Origin of the sequence: Nostoc punctiforme PCC 73102 (assembly GCF_000020025.1) — a bacterium.
Taxonomy (GTDB): Bacteria; Cyanobacteriota; Cyanobacteriia; order Cyanobacteriales; family Nostocaceae; genus Nostoc; species Nostoc punctiforme.
The window spans coordinates 559,030-575,606 of the sequence record NC_010628.1 but is presented as its reverse complement, the minus strand read 5'-3'; the positions used below and the strand labels follow the sequence as shown (position 1 = coordinate 575,606).

The following is a 16,577-nucleotide window of genomic DNA, read 5'->3' as shown; positions in this document are numbered from 1 at the left end:
AAATAAATTCAATATATCTCAATAGAATAGCAGTAATCGGTGGCAACAGCCTGTGCAGAGAAGGAAATACAGAAGCAATTGAGAATATAAAACACAAGAAATATTGAAAATAGAATTAATATTTTAATAAATATGCCTTCTAATCCCTTACTTCATTTTATTACTAAAGTTATTAATATTGAAGATATCAAAGTATTGAATTACGATTTTATCACTGATGATGAAATCGTAATTGAAATCCAAAATCAATCAAAAGTTGGTCAGTGTCCTCGGTGTGGAAAGACAACTAATAAAACTCATCAAAATCATTGGTATATAGTCAGAGATATACCCATGAGTGACTATCAAGTATTTTTAAAAGTAAATCGTCGGCAATTAAAGTGTACAGAATGCCAAAAAGTATTTAGTGAGAAACTATCTTTTGTAAAAAGTAGAAGAACCTATACAAAAAGATTAGCGAACAAAGTAATTAAGGAAGTGTTAGAAACTGATGTAGAGAATGCAGCCCGAAGAAATAGAATGAGTTCATCTGAGATAGAAACAATATTAAAAGAATTAGAATCAGAACTACTAAAAGAAAAACCTAACCAGATAAAAAAGTTAGGAATAGATGAAATCACGCAATTAAAAGGAGGAAAGAATTATGCAGCAGTATTAGTAGACTTAGAAACAAGAAGACCGATAGCATTGTTAGAGAAGAGAAATAAAGCGGTTATAGCAGAATACCTATCCAGTCTGGGTTCAGAGATATTAAATCAAATAGAAGAAGTCAGCATAGACTTATGGATACCCTATAAAAGTTTAATCCAAGAAATGCTACCGAATGCTCAAGTAGTAGCAGATAGATTCCATGTCATGAAACAAATAAATCAGGAGTTAGACGCAAGAAGAAAACAGGAAAAAAGAGCAGCCTTAAAAATTAAAAATCGCCAAGAAAGAGAAAAGAAATTAACTGGCTTAACTCACAGTAAATACCCTTTGTTAAAGAAAAAAGAATGCCTCAGTTTTCAGGAACAAGCTCAGATAGATTTACTCAAAAAAGTTGCTCCAGACTTAGGAGAAATGTATCGAAATAAAGAAGCCATTAGAGATATATTTGAAAGTCCCATAACCAGTGATGAAGCTTTAGATAAATTCCTGGAATGGACTCAAGGAGCTTATAAATTATTTCCCAAAAGTTGCCGAACTATAAGTAGATGGATAGATGAAATTCTTGCTTATTTTGATCGCCGAACTACTCAAGGTATTGTAGAAGGAATTAATCAGAAGATTAAGCTAATTAAATGCAGAGCTTATGGCTTAACTAACTTTAATAGTTTTAGAAGAAGGGTTTTACTAAATTGGTATTTCTTTTGTTAATTTTACATATCTAGTCTGTGAGAGCCTAAATAATTAAGTCAAATATATATGAATGCTCAATTAACCTCTGTCGAAATCCAAGAACTTCAGCAACTTCTGCCAAATGACACCCCAGCACAACATGCACTTACTACCCTGCAACAGCATAACGGCAACCTAGAAGCAAGTTTTGATACACTCTGGCAAGAGAAAGTCGGCAAAACAGATTATAGTAGGGGCAAAAAATCTCTTTTGCAGCTGACCCTTGACGAAATCCGCGCGGAAATCTGTGGTGATGATGGTTTAAGGGGCACAATCAAAGAATACACCAAGAATCCTGGTAGTTCTTCTCTGCTCAACAGTATCATTGGCTCCCTGGTTGCTGTTGCAGCAGTGCATGGCATTCCGATTGATGGTGCGATCGCCACAATTGTCGTATTATATATTCTAAAAATTGGGATAAATGTTTTCTGCAAATACACTGAGCCAGATAGCAAGCCAGAGTAAGGGTAAAAATAATATTGTACAGACGCGATTAATCGCGTCTCCCCTCACGTTCCCGCTAAATTACGCAATCGTTCATCCAAATGACTACGTTCTGCCAAAACCTTTACCAACGGTCCATGTGAAGAAAATTCTACAATACTCACCGAAGCCACAGGGCATCCCAAACGAAACCGGAAGCGTCCCACATCAATCCCCAAAAAACTACACAGAAGAATTCTGATGGTTGCCTTGTGAGAAACAACTAGAACATTGCCACTAGTGTAATTTTGCTTGATTTCTTCAATTACCTGCAAAGCGCGAGAAGCAATTGTAACAGCCATTTCTCCACCAGTCGGAGCATTCCAAGCCGGATCTGCTGACCAGCGAATATAATCATCATGATATTCACGACTAATTACTTCTGGTGTTTTTCCTTCCCACTTACCATAGTTGATTTCCTTTAAACCATCTCTGAGTTGTGGTTCTATATTTATTGCTTCACATAAGGGTTTTGCTGTCAATACAGTTCGCCGCATAGGACTACAAAATATTGCTGTCCAATCCTTAGAAGTATATGCGTCAGCAAAAGCCTTTGCCATATCCAACCCTTCAGGAGTAAGTTCTGAGTCTATGGAACCGCAAAAGGAATTATTGCGGCTGCATTCTGTCTGTCCGTGACGGAGGAAATAAAGAGTTAGGCTCACGGTATATTCTCATTGATTGTAAATTTAAGAGCGCTAACAATCAGATGTAGCTGAAGATAGTTAATGCCTGTAGCATATTACTACAGTTTTTTGATATTTGGAATGATTTTGAGGGCAAAGTTACAGCAACTAGGCTCGTGGTAGATATTGCCATTTAGCGATCGCTTATCTGGCTCATTTTAATAAGCAAAAAATAAAGGTGGGTAATAACCCACCTAATCTCTTACTCATCCTCCAAACTTAAAATTCAGAAGTTACTTGCGACCACCCAACCACTTAGCGGCCGCAATTCCGAGAATGCCAGCTACTACAGGATTACTGAGAAACTTGATAATCCCTGGTTGCTCTGCCAGCACTTCGCGGAAAATGTCGGGATGGTTATGATAGGCGAAGGACGCGAGTTTGCTAACATCATCAGCAGTCATGCGGCTGGCGTGGTGTGTAGAAAGCCCCAACTGTTGCTCTAGATGCTTCTCGTCTAGTTTTCTTTCTTTCAAGTGTTTGAAAAAGGCTCTTGCTACATCATCCCGTTCATTGGGTTTAATTTGTGCGATCGCATTTTGTAATTCTGGCTCCATTTGGCTGGTTGGAATCCGATCTGGATGTAAAGATCGACCAAATAATTGCCGACGCTGATCTGGTGTTGTCCGTTGAGCAAAATCATCAAAATTTTGATATTCCGCCGTTGATTCGGCTGTAGTATCATCTAAAGATTCAACATCACCCTGAGCCAAATCTTTCATGATTTGACGTTTATACTGTTCGCTACTTGCCACTTTACTTATCTCCCTTCTTTCGTCAAATTCTTTTAATGGCTGTATTTCCAAGCCATAATCCCAATTACTCAAACTTTCTTCAAGTTTTCATTGCAAACACAGCAATTAGCTATACTTAACTTGATTAGTCTGAGTGTCATATTCAGTAGTCAAAATCAGTTTTTTATCAGGTGCATAAACCAAAACCTTTAAGTCTTGATTGGGGAAATTCTTATGAAAACCTTGAACTAAGGATTTTGCTAATGGTCGCACTTCGTTAGGACGAACTTTAGAAGAAACAACAACACCAAGTTTGTTGTTATCACGAACATAAGCATCCTGAACCAATCCTTGAGATGTTTGCACAACCCAGGTACCAAAGGTTTGCCCGCCTGGGGTATTGCCTCGCTCTAACTCTGCATAAGTTACATCTCGGCCAATGGCTGACGGAGTTGTTGTGCGGTCAACTTGTGATACAGTAGCACCACCACAGGCGGTAGTTATCAACAGTACTCCGATTAAGAAGAAAGTCGCCAATATTTTGCGACTTTGCTGAAACAGAATCATCCTTTCCCTCCTGAAAAAACTTTAAACAACAGATAAAATAGGTTGTATTAAACTAATTGATTGAATTTATAAAGTTTAAAATTATAGAGGTTATTCCTTTAAGTTTATGATTTTTTTAATGTAGAGACGTGGCTAATTACGTCTCTACAAGATTTTTGCTAATTAAGCTAGTCCTTTATCTTTCAATGGTTGCTAAGAAAAGAATAAAGGGTTATAGCGTTGAATAGCCAACAATCCATACTGTTTTGCAAAAATGGAATCCACCCCATTTATATCCCTAGAGTTTTTGCAAAATTATTATGAATTATTAGCCAATGTTTTTCTTGACGTTATCTTTTACGTCTTCAATTCCATGACGTACTTCGCTTTCAGCTTGCTTTGCTTTACCTTTGGCTTTATCTTCTGGGTCGCCAGTAACATTTCCTAATGCTTCTTGGGCTTTACCTTCAACATTTTTAGCTGCTGCTTTTGCGCGATCTTCTATGCTCATTTTGAACTCCTGATTTAATCAAAAATTTATTTCAAGCCTGTAATGTCAGCTTTGAAATGCTTTGTTATTACCTTTACAGACTAACTTAAAGTTTTTACTAAAGCCTTCCACCACAAGGTATATTAAACAATTAAAAATTTAAAATTTAAAATTAAAAATGCAAGAAATTAGTTGTAGCAAGCGTTATGGCTGTTAGTTGAATACCAAATAAAGCAAGAAAAGCTTAGTTCTCTATGCTAAAAGGCATAGACAAATTGCAAATATTATAATATCTACTTTTGATTTCGTAGCTAAAAAAACCCAGTTCTTATACAGAACTGGGTCAATAAAGTTATGGGGATATTTGTTGTCTAATCTAGAAAACCCATCAGGCTTTCAGAATTGTCAATCTCATTTGATGCTATTGGACGGTTCCCAAATGTGGAATAGCTTTCAGAAATTATTAATGCACTTGAGGCAATTGGACGAATCCCAGAGAGGTTGATGCTTTCAACAACTTGGAATGTATTAGCACCAATTGGACGAATACCCATTGAGTCATAGGTTTCAACTACTTCCAAGGTACTGGTGCTAACGGGACGCACCCCAGCAATTGAAAGTTTTTCAGCAACTTCTAAGTCACTAGGGCCTATGGGACGAATTCCAGAAATAGCAAGTGTTCCAGAAGCCCCCACTGGCAGTTTTTCCTCGATTTTATCAGCATTCAAGCTCTGGTCTTGTTGGTTTTCAACTTCCTCTGTAGTTTCCCCTGAAGACTTGGCATTGTTTTGCCGAGAACTGATTGCTTTGCCAGTGCTGCTAATAGCCATAAACGAAGACCTCTGGTTTGTTAATTGAATTTTACAATAATTAAGGAAAGATGAAATTTTTTCCCATATATCTTAGAGTTTAACCTTAAAAAACCTCACATAGATATAAGAATCTTTAAAACTGATAGATAAGTAAACTTTAATTAATAAGTTTTGTAAAAACTTATTACCATTTATTTAGTATAATAAGCCAGCTACAATGGATACAGGGCGAAATCGTCACCATGAGATAGGGTATTTTCAGCAAAACTGTATGACAGAATTTTGTCTTCAAGCTCCCTTTAGTCCCACAGGCGATCAACCACAAGCGATCGCACAACTTACTGCTAGTATCCAGTCAGGCAATCGTTACCAAACTTTACTAGGAGCCACTGGAACTGGCAAGACATTTTCGGTAGCAGCAGTTATTGAGAAAATTGGTAAGCCTACCTTAGTTCTGGCGCATAACAAAACCTTGGCTGCACAGCTTTGTAACGAGTTGCGGGATTTCTTCCCCAACAACGCAGTGGAGTATTTTGTCAGCTACTACGATTACTATCAGCCAGAAGCGTATATTCCCGTTACGGATACTTATATTGAAAAAACGGCAGCAATTAATGATGAAATAGATATGTTGCGGCATTCAGCGACGCGATCGCTGTTTGAACGTCGTGATGTCATTGTCGTTGCTTCCATTAGCTGCATCTACGGTTTAGGAATGCCAGCAGAATATCTCAAAGCTGCCATCCCTCTCCAGATAGGTATGGAAGTAAATCAGCGCCAAATTTTACGGGATTTGGCAAATGTTCAATATAGCCGCAACGACATAGAAATGGGCCGGGGAAAATTTCGTGTCCGTGGTGATGTCTTAGAAATTGGCCCAGCTTATGAAGACCGAATTATTCGCGTCGAATTTTTTGGCGATGAAATAGACGCGATTCGCTACATTGACCCGGTGACAGGTGAAATTCTCAAGAGCTTGGAAGCAGTGAATATCTACCCGGCACGTCACTTTGTCACCCCAGAAGAACGGTTAGAAGTAGCTTGTCATGACATCGCCGCAGAATTAAAACAGCAAAAACTAGACTTAGAACAAGCTGGGAAACTATTAGAAGCGCAACGCATAGATCAACGTACACGCTATGACCTAGAAATGCTACGCGAAGTAGGTTACTGCAACGGCGTTGAAAACTATTCTCGTCATTTAGCAGGAAGGCAAGCTGGAGATCCACCCGAATGTTTAATTGATTATTTTCCTAAAGATTGGCTATTAATTATCGATGAATCTCACGTTACCGTACCCCAAATTCGAGGTATGTATAACGGCGATCAAGCGAGAAAAAAAGTTTTAATTGAACATGGATTTCGGCTTCCTAGCGCTGCTGATAACCGTCCTTTGAAAGCTGAAGAATTTTGGCAAAAGGTTAATCAGTGTATTTTTGTTTCCGCAACTCCCGGAACTTGGGAAATAGAAGTTTCTGAAGACCATGTAATTGAGCAAGTAATTCGGCCAACTGGGGTGGTTGATCCAGAAATTTCTGTGCGTCCTACAGAAGGACAAATTGATGATTTGTTAGGCGAAATTAAAGATAGAGCTGACCGCCATGAACGAGTGTTAATTACCACATTAACCAAACGGATGGCGGAAGATTTAACCGAATATTTACAAGACCGCAGTATAAGGGTACGGTATTTACATTCCGAGATTACTTCTATTGAGCGCATTGAGATTTTGCAGAACTTGCGCGAAGGGAAATTTGATGTATTAGTAGGTGTGAACTTGCTGCGGGAAGGCTTGGATTTACCCGAAGTTTCCTTAGTAGCAATTATGGATGCAGATAAAGAAGGTTTCCTGCGAACCGAACGTTCCTTAATTCAAACTATTGGTAGAGCCGCGCGTCACGTCCAAGGACAAGCGATTTTGTATGCCGATAATATGACAGGTAGCATGATTAAAGCTATTGATGAAACAGATAGACGGCGTGGTATTCAAACAGCACATAATCGACTGCATGGGATTACACCACAACCAATTGTCAAAAAATCAAGTAATGCGATTTTGGCTTTTTTAGATGTATCTCGGCGGTTAAATGCAACTGACTTGAAAGTTGTAGATGAACATATAGATGAACTGCCATTAGAACAGATTCCAGGGTTGATTACTCTGTTAGAAGCGCAGATGAAAGAGGCGGCGAAAAAACTGGAATTTGAAGAGGCGGGTAAATTGCGCGATCGCATTAAACATCTGCGGGATAAAATGCTAGGACGTTAACGTGAATCTTATGCTCACCAATATTCGCCTAATTAGTGTTCAAGAATATCACAAAATGGCGGAAATGGGGATTTTTCATCCTGAAGAACGCTTAGAATTAATCGCGGGACAAATCATCAGAATGTCAGCAAAAGGAACTGCTCACGAATCAGCAATTACCCGCACAGAAAGGTTATTACGTCAACGATTAGGGGACAAAGTTTTATTAAGAATCCAGTCACCAGTCCAACTTGATGATTACTCAGAACCAGAACCAGATATTTCAGTGGTGAACCTGAATCCATTAGATTATGAGGATCGCCATCCCAATGCTTCCGAAGTATTTTTACTGATTGAAATAGCTGATTCCAGTCTCAAATACGATCGAGAAGTAAAAGCGATTGCATACTCCAAGTCAGGTATTATTGAGTACTGGATTTTAGATGTGAATGGACGCAAGTTGTATATGTATCGTCTCCCAAGTCCAGACGGATATCACAGTGAGAGCATACTTGCAGAGGATGTGACAATTTCACCTTTAGCTTTTCCTGATTGTGCGATCGCTATTCGGGAATTGTTGCGAAAAATCTAGGAAGCGATCGCTTAATTTGCTACACATCTGAAAAGCATATACTACTTTTAACCAGCATCATCGCCTACAATAGCGATTCTGACACAGTGTGCGTAGGCGTAGTCCGTCGTAGACATCGCCAGAAAGCATCTGCGGGATTAAAATGCTAGGACGTTAACGTGAATCTCATGCTGACCAAATATTAGCCTAAATTAAAATAGCTGATTCCAGTCTCAAGTATGATCGAGAAGTAAAAGCGCTCGCATACTCTAAATACTTTTGTTGCTAGAGTTCTTTTCTTGAATACTCAGCAAATATAGTTATCTAACTAACTAAAGGAGAACCATCATGGCTGTATATTTAATTGCAGACGTTAAAGTTACCGATGATGCCTGGATTTCGGACTACGCAACAAATGTCCACGATATCGTACATAATCATGGAGGGAAATACCTTTCCCGCAGTGGCAATATTACGACTATTGAAGGCGAGGAATTAGGAACAACATTGCTTGCTTTGTTGGAATTTCCTTCTGCGGAAGCAGTGCAAGCGTTTGTTAACGATCCAGCCTATGCAAAATATCGTCAAGCTCGCCAGGCTGGTAGTATCAGCAGGTTCCATATAATCGACGACACCGATGCTGCCGGAACCATACCGTATTTACCAAAAGGTTAATATCGTCGATTGTCCGATTTGATCCAAAATATGCATCTAGATAAATATCCATTATGTTTACTTTGGATCGCCTTTTAGATACTCATACCTTTATCTGGCTACGCTATCCTAAATAAACTGAATCATTAAGAGATCGCGCCGATGGTTGCTTTACCCGATCGCATTTTGATGAGTGCAGAGGAATATCTGGTTTGGGAATCCACCCAAGAGGAACGTTACGAGTATTGGGATGGCGAAGTTGTGATGATGAGTGGTGCTACACGCAACCATAATCGGATTTCTGCAAATTTCTTTAAGCTTCTAGATGATGCCCTAGCCGATGTCTACGACGGGCTACGCCTACGCACCTGTGAAGTATACATTGTAGATGTGAAAGTGCAGTTAGAACCGGGGCAAAAGTATTTTTATCCAGATGTGGTGGTGACTTGCGATGAACGCGATCGCGATCCACAATTAGTACAATTTCCCTGCTTAATTATCGAAGTGCTATCACCTTCAACAGAAGCAGCCGATAGGGGGAAGAAGTTTGCTAAATATCGCCAATCTCCAACCTTGCAAGAATATGTCTTAGTACAAATAGCTCAACCGGGTGTAGAAGTGTTTCGGCGCAACGAACAGGGTAAATGGGTGCTGTCGGAGTATAATTTGGATGAAATATTGCGGCTAGAATCGGTGGATGTAGAAATAGCAATAATCGATTTGTACAGACAAGTGCAGTTTGAAAGCGAAGCCACTGAAAATTAAGATCAACACTTTACTATATCCATCCTCGCAGTATTTTATGTACCTGTGCTAAATACCACATATAATCATCGATCTTGTAATTATCAGCAGCTTTAACTATATATTCCTGAGCTAAACCAATATTATTCTCGACTTCATAATATAATCCCAAGTAAAGATGACTGTAAAAATTTCCCTTTATCCCTTCTGATTGACCAACAGTTAAAACATCATCTGGTGTACAATCTCCCGCATACAAATCATATACGCGCTGCATAATGCGTCGAGGGTCATTTTTCACAGTTAGTAAAGATTTACGTACCTCTTCAACACCTAACGAACGAGCTATGCAGAGATATCGCCATACTGTTTCTTCTACATCTTGAGCATTCACAGTCAAATCTATTTCAAATTGTTCAGTACCCTCAGCAAATCTTTCTGCATAATAATAGGATAACCCACGTTGCCAGAGGTAGGGTTTAATACGGCTATCCAGTTCCTCTGCTATATCAAAATCTTTAATAGATTCATCAATTTTCGCCAATTGAAAGTTAACCATACCCCGACGAATGTAAGCGTTAGGATTTTCTGGCTGATTGCGAATGGTTTCGTTCCAGCGCTGGAGTTGATTTTCCTGAGAATTTGAAAAAAACATGGGTTCGATCGGCTATTTAATTGGAATCAGATGCAGTAAATGGTTTAGGGATTGCGATCGCTTACATTACTATAAAAAGCGATCGCATTGGGCACTTACAAGATAAACTCTTAAATTGATACCTTGAAAATAAAAAATCCGCAAAATTACAAATGAGTGATGCCTACGGTGGGCTAAGTCTACGCTGGACACTGAGAGGAAAGAAAGCACTGATTACAGGTGCTACCAAAGGCATTGGACTAGCTGTTGCCAATGAGTTCTTATCTCTAGGTGCAGAAGTCATAATTGTGGCACGGAATTCTCAAGATGTTGACCAACAACTAATTATCTGGCGAGAATTAGGATTACCTGCTTATGGAATTACGGCAGATGTTGCAACTGCTGAGGGGCGACAAGCCATTTTTGAGCAGGTTGGCAAAACCTGGGATAAATTAGACATCCTGGTTAATAATGTGGGAACCAATATCAGCAAAAAAGTACTAGACTACACGGCTGCTGAATATCAGTTCATCATCCAGACGAACCAGATATCAATTTTTGAGATGTGCCGTCTGTTTTACCCTCTACTGCAAAATAGGGAAAATAGCAGCATTGTGAATATAAGTTCTGTGGCGGGTTTAGTCTCAAACCGTACAGGCGCTCCTTATGGTATGACTAAAGCGGCTATAAATCAATTGACGCGATCGCTATCAGTTGAATGGGCTTGCGATCAAATTAGGGTAAATACCGTAGCACCTTGGGCTATTCGCACTCCTCTAACCGAGTCTGTACTCGATAACCAAGATTTTCTCAAATTAGTTCTGTCCCAAACACCTATGGGAAGAGTTGGTCAACCAGAAGAAGTAGCGGGTTTAGTAGCATTTCTTTGTATGCCTGCGGCATCTTTCATCACTGGACAATGTATCACTGTCGATGGTGGTTTTTTGGCTTTCGGTTTTTAAGTCTCAAAGCCAGATCCATCCACGAGGTAGAAGAAACTACTTACAAAATTCCGTATTGTAGAATTGCTGTCTTAAAATCAGGAAAAAACGCTCGTGGTTCCAATTAGCGATAATAATCCCACAAAAATCACGCCTTATGTAACTTATGGGTTGATTGCTGCCAACGTCCTCGCTTTTCTTTATGAAGCAAGTCTTCCCCCACAAGCATTAAATGGATTTTTACACCTTGCGGCTGTAGTTCCACGAGAACTCACCCTAAGCTTTGGTGGTATCTCCATACATCAACCAGTACCAGAATGGGCAACTTTGATTACCTCGCAATTCTTGCATGGTGGTTTCTTGCACTTAGCAGGTAATATGCTGTTCCTCTGGATTTTTGGTAACAACGTTGAAGATAAATTAGGTCATGCCAAATATTTACTGTTTTATTTATCTTGCGGTGTTTTGGCAGCATTAACACAGTGGTTCTTCGCTCAAGATTCTAGCATTCCATCTTTGGGTGCGAGTGGTGCGATCGCAGGCATTCTAGGAGCATATATTCTCCGCTTTCCCAACGCCGAAGTTCTCGGCATAGTGCCTTTAGGAATTTTCTTCCCAACTTTCCGTGTCCCGGCATATTTCTTTTTGGGATTCTGGTTTCTCGAACAAGCTTTCTACGGGCTTGCTAGTCTCGAAACACGTACCAACATCGGTATGGAAAGCGGCGGTATTGCTTACTGGGCCCATGCCGGTGGGTTTATCTTTGGGGCAATTCTCGGCCCTCTGTTAGGTTTGTTTAACGATAAATCACAGGAAGAATCTTGGTATAAGTGATTTTGTTATTGGAACTATCAATCAGTCTGATTGATTTAATTAGGTGACATTACCTAAGCTTCGCAACTGCTTGCCTTACAAGCTATATTGCAATTAGCCAATAATTTAGGAAAAACACCTGTGTTTCCCCTCTACGACGAAAATCCGACGCGAATCACCCCGTATTTCACCTACGGGTTAATTGGCATAAATATTGTAGTTTTTCTTCACGAGGTGAGCCTGTCAAATGCACAATTGAGTCAGTTTTTAAGTCAATATGCGGTAGTACCTCAAGAGTTAACCACCAATTTGAATGGAGAGTGGATAACATTATTTACGTCGCAATTTTTACACGGTGGTTGGTGGCACTTAATCTCAAATATGTTGTTCCTCTGGGTTTTTGGCAACAATATTGAAGATCGATTAGGTCATGCCAAATATCTGATTTTTTATTTGGCATGTGGTGCTTTAGCTGCCTTGTGTCAATGGTTCATTGGTATGAATTCTGAGATTCCTTCCTTGGGGGCAAGTGGTGCAATTTCTGGGGTTTTGGGTGCGTACATCATCCGCTTTCCCCACGCTAAAGTCATGACTTTAGTTTTTTTGGGGATTTTCATCACCACCATCAGAATTCCAGCACTAGTGATAATTGGACTTTTCTTTGTGCAGAATGTTATATCTGGTCTTGCTACCTTACAAACAGCTGCTCACATGACTGTACAAACAGGTGGAGTTGCTTACTGGGCGCATATCGGGGGTTTTGTTTTTGGGGTAATTCTCGCTCCCGTGTTTGGGTTGTTTAGGCAGGACTAAATACAGCATTTTCTGTCTAAATTCATAGCGAAAAAATTGCTAGCTATCAAACCTCTGCGTTAACCTTTGCTTACTTACCCAGTAAGAAAGTGAAGCGCCTATACAACATTGAAATATTGAAATTTCCCTATTGGGATATCAGTTTTTGCTAGCACTTGCTGAAACTTCTTCTGATTTTTCTACCTCAGATGTAAATGTTGATGATTGTGCAACTTCTTCAGGTACAGAAACAATGATATCAGCACCATTAATAATTGCTCCTAACAATCCCAGTTCAGCTTCTACCAATTGATCAACAGCTTCACCTAACATATTCTCTTGTGTGTAGTGTGGCCGTGTCACTAATACGATCCCATCACTGTAAGGTTGGATTAACAGAGGATCGTTGGAAATACTGAGTGGACTAGTGTCTAAAATCACTAAATCAAAACGTTGGCGGACATCCTCAATCAGCCGTCGCATTTCGCTAGATTCCAGAATAGCAGCAGATTGGCGCACAGGGCCAGGGCTTGGAAGAATGTATAAATTTTCTACATCAGGAACTAAACGGATACATTCACTTAAGTTAGCGTAATAACGTAGGGGTTCAATTGTAGCATCGGGGTCAGGAATTACTTTCAGGGATGTTGAACGGGAAGGCGATCGCAAATCTGTTTCAATAATCAAGGTTCTTTTACCAGCACGGGCAGAAGCTATACCCAAGTTATAAGCACTTGCCGTTTTACCTTCTAAGCTACTGGTGCTAGTAATCAATACCACTTTTAAGTTTTTACCACCTATCCGGCGCAGATTACTGCGGAATTTCTCATAAAATTCTAAATAAGGAGAATCAGCAGAAATGACCACCGGTACTGCCTCTTTATCCAAATCATCCACTGGCATTAAAGGCAATTCTCCCAACACTGCCACTTCCCGTTGCTTGAGGCTCTCGCGAATATCCTCTCTGGTTTTGAAAGTCCCTTCCAGCGCTCCCAACAAAAATATCACCCCACCACCAATCACCACACCTAAGAAACCGCCCACAGCAAGAGTAATAGGTACACTCTTCGGGGGTTTAATATCAGCAGCCGCTGTGGGTCGTCTGGCAATGCTGAGGCTGCTAGTAGTTTCTGCCTCTGCGGTTTTAGCATCGGTTAGCTTCACCTGCATTTGGTCGTAGATAGATTTTTTGAGGGCAACCTCCTGTTCTAAACGCGATCGCTCTAATTGCTTATTGGGTATCAGAGAATACTCTTGCCGTAGTCGCGCTTCTTGTTGGATCTCTTGAATTAATTGTTGTTGCAGCGTCTCCCGTTGGGTTTGCAAAGCCACCATTTGGTTTGCCAATTGCTGGCGGGCTGGATCTAAGCTGCTTTGGGTACGAATACCTGCAACGCTACCCTGAAGCGGAGCCGCCGTCCCATCACCACCTAAGACCTCAGATGCACGTTGTTGCAGCAATTCTTCAGCAGCTTGCTTCTGACGCATTAGCTGAACCATCGTTGGATGTTCCGGTCGCAAATCCTTTTTGAGTACGGCGATTTGCGACTCACTTTGATAAATTTGCGCTCGTAAGTTCCCAATAATTGGATCGGCACTCAAAGCAGAAGAAACATAAGCCTGTCCGACTGTTAAGCCTAACTTATTTTGTAAACTGCGAATTTGACCATCAACCCCAGAAATAGTTAATTGCATCTGCCGTTGGAGATTTTGGCTAGCAGTAACAGCGCTTAACAAGCTGCCATTCTCGGCTGCTAATATTGCGGTTCGTTCGATGCGATCGTACTGTTCTAACTTCTTTTCAGCAACTTGCAACTCTCGTTTAGCTTGTGGTACGCGATCGTTAATCTTTTCAATAATTGCTTGTAATCGCCCAGTATTAATATCACTACTCAACTTGATCATTGCTTGCATCAATTCCGCCAAGACCTGTATACCTCGTTTGGGATCGGTATCTACATATTTCAATTCCAAAAGACTAGTTTCCAATTCTCCAGTCCTGGGGTTTTTTTTAGGAACAGAAAGGACGACACTGTTACCCAGCTTTGTCGGTTTGACACCGACTTTTTCGGCCACTCCTGCAATTATCTGGTTGGAGAGTAAAACTTCCTGATTCAGTTCTTTTCCTTGCTGTTGGATTTCAGTGCCAGTTGCAGAGAACGAAACTGGTGGACCACTATAGGTAAGTGCGCCAGATGCTATATAGCTAGTAGGTGGCTCTGGTTGCATAGCTACCAAAGTCGACCCTACTATAACTAGACCAAAACTAGCTAGTCCAATCCACTTGTACTTATCAAAAGCAATAAGATAGCGCTTAACAATTGGTGGGGTCATGGTCGCTTCGCTCCAATTAAAAATTCAAAATTCAAAATTTAGGAAGCACCAAACTAAAGATAGTGGTTTTGATACAAGAACGCTATCAACTTCATACTATATATTGGTTGATATGTTTAATATTTTTACATTAACGAATTCAAAGACCAGTTGAAGATGTGGCTTCCTACACTCCCAACTATTTCCAGATTGTATCCTTCTTTTAGAGTTACTAATTTGACCCGCCACCGAAGTTATCAAAAAACCGGAGAAAGGATTGAACATTGAAGAAAGGTTGGGTAATGGTAGTTAGGAAATTAGTAATTCTACCTATGAGGTTACGACCAACAACAATAACATCATTATCTTGAAGCGCCACATTTTGAGACGCATCGCCTCCTAGAGCTTTTTTAGCATCAAGTTTCTGGGTAACAGCTTTACCTTGTTCAGGATCAAAGCGAACCAGAGCGATATCTCGGAGATTAGCAGTATCAAGATTTACTCCTCCCAAAGCATCTACAAATGTACTGCCGTTAGGCAGTGCTTGAATAGAGAGACCTCCCGCAGCGTAGTTTAAAACCCGGACTCTAATCTGTGGTGTGGCTAAAGATGAACGTGCTACCAAATTGCGGTCATAACCGTCATCATTACCAACTTCACGACGGGGGACGAGTATCGCATCTCCGTCTTGTAAGCGTAAATTAGGGATTGAACCGCCATTTTGCAGTGCTGCATATAAGTCAATAGTTTGTGAAATCACAGAACCATCAATTAACTTGCGGCGTACTTGTATTTGTCGCAGGTCTGCATTTAACGTTGAACCCCCAGATATTAGCAAGGCATCAGCAACGCGGGGTGTTGCTGAATTAATCGGATAAATTCCTGGTCTGAATATTTCTCCGCTAACGGTAACTTGAACTGGTCGCGTCCCTGCCAAAGATACTACTACGATTGGATCTGGGAAAAAGCGACTTAAACCCAAGCGAATTTTTTCTTGAGCTTCTTCTAAAGTTAAACCTTGTAAAGAAACTGTTCCCACTTGTGGTACTACGATGTTGCCTTCGGGACTAATTACAGCTTGAAAACTTAAGTCTTGACGCTGCGCTGCTAAAGCTAAAACTATTACTGGATCGACAACATAACGATTTAAACCCAAGCGAATTTTTTCTTGAGCTTCTTCTAAAGTTAAACCTTGTAAAGAAACTGTTCCCAGTAGTGGCACTACAATGTTACCTTCTGGGTTGATTAAAGCTTGAAAACTCAAATCTGGAAAGCGCTGAACCGAAACGCTAATTCCATCTCCTATACCTAAGCGGTATGGGCCAGGAGGACGCTGAAGTACAACGCCAATTATATCTCCTGGACCCAAGAGGTAGCGGCTGAGTTGGCTGGAAGTTTCGTCATTTGTACCTGTAGGTATAACCTCAGTCTCAGTACCTGGCACAGGCGAGGGGGGTTGCCTTGGTGATTGTCCTTGAGATGGAAAAGGCTGGGCAAGGACAAGTTGGATAGGTGTTGTTAAAAAAACTCCTACTTGAAGACTAATAAAACAAAGGGCGCTGAATGCACGCATATAAGAAGTGGGATCTATGAACATCGGTGCAGAAAAAATGATATGAGAATTATTCGCGCCGAGTCGTTATTTTACTCTATTAATGTCCCCAATGTCTCTGGAGTCTGCAAGTATTGACTAGGAAAAAGAGAATAACTTTACTAAATTTAAATACTAGCTTCAT

The 16,577-nt window shown here is 40.4% G+C and carries 17 protein-coding genes; 9 read left to right on the top strand and 8 right to left on the bottom strand.

Translation table 11 applies throughout. The features are described 5' to 3' along the window. Positions 1-132 precede the first annotated feature (132 nt). Positions 133-1,359: an ISL3 family transposase gene (locus NPUN_RS02430; RefSeq protein WP_012407279.1), complete on the top strand. Its 1,227-nt coding sequence runs from the start codon at positions 133-135 to the stop codon at positions 1,357-1,359. Between the two features lie 48 nt (positions 1,360-1,407). Beyond that, a complete protein-coding gene (locus NPUN_RS02425) occupies positions 1,408-1,845 on the top strand; it encodes a hypothetical protein (RefSeq protein ID WP_012407278.1) in 438 nt (145 codons plus the stop codon). A gap of 44 nt (positions 1,846-1,889) precedes the next feature. On the opposite strand, the gene NPUN_RS02420 is transcribed toward NPUN_RS02425, so the two are convergent. The 5 genes from NPUN_RS02420 to NPUN_RS02400 all read right to left on the bottom strand — a co-directional run bounded on the left by NPUN_RS02420 (position 1,890) and on the right by NPUN_RS02400 (position 5,149). Then, a complete protein-coding gene (locus NPUN_RS02420; protein WP_012407277.1) occupies positions 1,890-2,528 on the bottom strand; it encodes a histidine phosphatase family protein in 639 nt (212 codons plus the stop codon). 254 nt (positions 2,529-2,782) lie between these two features. After that, entirely contained in the window at positions 2,783-3,304 is a 522-nt protein-coding gene (locus tag NPUN_RS02415) for a hypothetical protein (protein WP_012407276.1), read from the bottom strand. Positions 3,305-3,409: 105 nt separating this feature from the next. Continuing rightward, on the bottom strand, positions 3,410-3,850 hold the full coding sequence (locus tag NPUN_RS02410; protein ID WP_012407275.1) for a hypothetical protein: 441 nt from the start codon (positions 3,848-3,850) through the stop codon (positions 3,410-3,412). A gap of 307 nt (positions 3,851-4,157) precedes the next feature. Continuing rightward, a complete protein-coding gene (locus tag NPUN_RS02405; protein ID WP_012407274.1) occupies positions 4,158-4,340 on the bottom strand; it encodes a CsbD family protein in 183 nt (60 codons plus the stop codon). A gap of 350 nt (positions 4,341-4,690) precedes the next feature. Then, positions 4,691-5,149, bottom strand: coding sequence for a hypothetical protein (locus NPUN_RS02400; protein WP_012407273.1), 459 nt, complete (start codon positions 5,147-5,149; stop codon positions 4,691-4,693). A 253-nt stretch (positions 5,150-5,402) separates the two neighbouring features. Between NPUN_RS02400 and uvrB the strand changes: the two genes are divergently transcribed. From uvrB to NPUN_RS02380, 4 genes are all read left to right on the top strand, one after another. Beyond that, entirely contained in the window at positions 5,403-7,400 is a 1,998-nt protein-coding gene (uvrB, locus tag NPUN_RS02395; protein ID WP_041565141.1) for an excinuclease ABC subunit UvrB, read from the top strand. A gap of 10 nt (positions 7,401-7,410) precedes the next feature. After that, positions 7,411-7,971 (top strand): Uma2 family endonuclease, encoded by a 561-nt coding sequence (locus NPUN_RS02390; RefSeq protein WP_012407271.1) that lies wholly within the window; start codon positions 7,411-7,413, stop codon positions 7,969-7,971. A 327-nt stretch (positions 7,972-8,298) separates the two neighbouring features. Beyond that, entirely contained in the window at positions 8,299-8,625 is a 327-nt protein-coding gene (locus tag NPUN_RS02385; protein ID WP_012407270.1) for a DUF1330 domain-containing protein, read from the top strand. 141 nt (positions 8,626-8,766) lie between these two features. Then, complete coding sequence (locus NPUN_RS02380) at positions 8,767-9,369, top strand: Uma2 family endonuclease (RefSeq protein WP_012407269.1); 603 nt, start codon at positions 8,767-8,769, stop codon at positions 9,367-9,369. A 13-nt stretch (positions 9,370-9,382) separates the two neighbouring features. Here the strand turns inward: NPUN_RS02380 and NPUN_RS02375 are convergent, their stop codons facing one another. Then, a complete protein-coding gene (locus tag NPUN_RS02375; RefSeq protein ID WP_012407268.1) occupies positions 9,383-10,003 on the bottom strand; it encodes a tetratricopeptide repeat protein in 621 nt (206 codons plus the stop codon). Between the two features lie 152 nt (positions 10,004-10,155). On the opposite strand from NPUN_RS02375, the gene NPUN_RS02370 reads away from it, so the two are divergent. The 3 genes from NPUN_RS02370 to NPUN_RS02360 all read left to right on the top strand — a co-directional run bounded on the left by NPUN_RS02370 (position 10,156) and on the right by NPUN_RS02360 (position 12,549). Further along, a complete protein-coding gene (locus NPUN_RS02370; RefSeq protein ID WP_012407267.1) occupies positions 10,156-10,944 on the top strand; it encodes an SDR family oxidoreductase in 789 nt (262 codons plus the stop codon). Between the two features lie 93 nt (positions 10,945-11,037). Beyond that, a complete protein-coding gene (locus NPUN_RS02365) occupies positions 11,038-11,757 on the top strand; it encodes a rhomboid family intramembrane serine protease (protein ID WP_012407266.1) in 720 nt (239 codons plus the stop codon). Between the two features lie 120 nt (positions 11,758-11,877). Next, complete coding sequence (locus NPUN_RS02360) at positions 11,878-12,549, top strand: rhomboid family intramembrane serine protease (protein ID WP_012407265.1); 672 nt, start codon at positions 11,878-11,880, stop codon at positions 12,547-12,549. 138 nt (positions 12,550-12,687) lie between these two features. Here the strand turns inward: NPUN_RS02360 and NPUN_RS02355 are convergent, their stop codons facing one another. Together NPUN_RS02355 and NPUN_RS02350 are read right to left on the bottom strand one after the other, a co-directional pair. Further along, entirely contained in the window at positions 12,688-14,862 is a 2,175-nt protein-coding gene (locus NPUN_RS02355) for a GumC family protein (RefSeq protein ID WP_012407264.1), read from the bottom strand. Between the two features lie 211 nt (positions 14,863-15,073). Next, positions 15,074-16,438 carry a polysaccharide biosynthesis/export family protein gene (locus tag NPUN_RS02350; RefSeq protein WP_012407263.1) on the bottom strand — a complete coding sequence of 455 codons (1,365 nt, stop codon included), beginning with the start codon at positions 16,436-16,438 and terminating at the stop codon, positions 15,074-15,076. Between the last annotated feature and the right edge of the window lie 139 nt (positions 16,439-16,577).

Bases quoted from the DNA above. Each gene is read 5' to 3' on its own strand.
- NPUN_RS02385 (WP_012407270.1), top strand. From the start codon at position 8,299: ATGGCTGTATATTTAATTGCAGACGTTAAAGTTACCGATGATGCCTGG.
- NPUN_RS02375 (WP_012407268.1), bottom strand. From the start codon at position 10,003: ATGTTTTTTTCAAATTCTCAGGAAAATCAACTCCAGCGCTGGAACGAA.
- NPUN_RS02390 (WP_012407271.1), top strand. From the start codon at position 7,411: ATGCTCACCAATATTCGCCTAATTAGTGTTCAAGAATATCACAAAATG.
- uvrB (WP_041565141.1), top strand. From the start codon at position 5,403: ATGACAGAATTTTGTCTTCAAGCTCCCTTTAGTCCCACAGGCGATCAA.
- NPUN_RS02425 (WP_012407278.1), top strand. From the start codon at position 1,408: ATGAATGCTCAATTAACCTCTGTCGAAATCCAAGAACTTCAGCAACTT.
- NPUN_RS02370 (WP_012407267.1), top strand. From the start codon at position 10,156: ATGAGTGATGCCTACGGTGGGCTAAGTCTACGCTGGACACTGAGAGGA.
- NPUN_RS02405 (WP_012407274.1), bottom strand. From the start codon at position 4,340: ATGAGCATAGAAGATCGCGCAAAAGCAGCAGCTAAAAATGTTGAAGGT.
- NPUN_RS02430 (WP_012407279.1), top strand. From the start codon at position 133: ATGCCTTCTAATCCCTTACTTCATTTTATTACTAAAGTTATTAATATT.
- NPUN_RS02410 (WP_012407275.1), bottom strand. From the start codon at position 3,850: ATGATTCTGTTTCAGCAAAGTCGCAAAATATTGGCGACTTTCTTCTTA.
- NPUN_RS02400 (WP_012407273.1), bottom strand. From the start codon at position 5,149: ATGGCTATTAGCAGCACTGGCAAAGCAATCAGTTCTCGGCAAAACAAT.
- NPUN_RS02355 (WP_012407264.1), bottom strand. From the start codon at position 14,862: ATGACCCCACCAATTGTTAAGCGCTATCTTATTGCTTTTGATAAGTAC.
- NPUN_RS02350 (WP_012407263.1), bottom strand. From the start codon at position 16,438: ATGTTCATAGATCCCACTTCTTATATGCGTGCATTCAGCGCCCTTTGT.
- NPUN_RS02380 (WP_012407269.1), top strand. From the start codon at position 8,767: ATGGTTGCTTTACCCGATCGCATTTTGATGAGTGCAGAGGAATATCTG.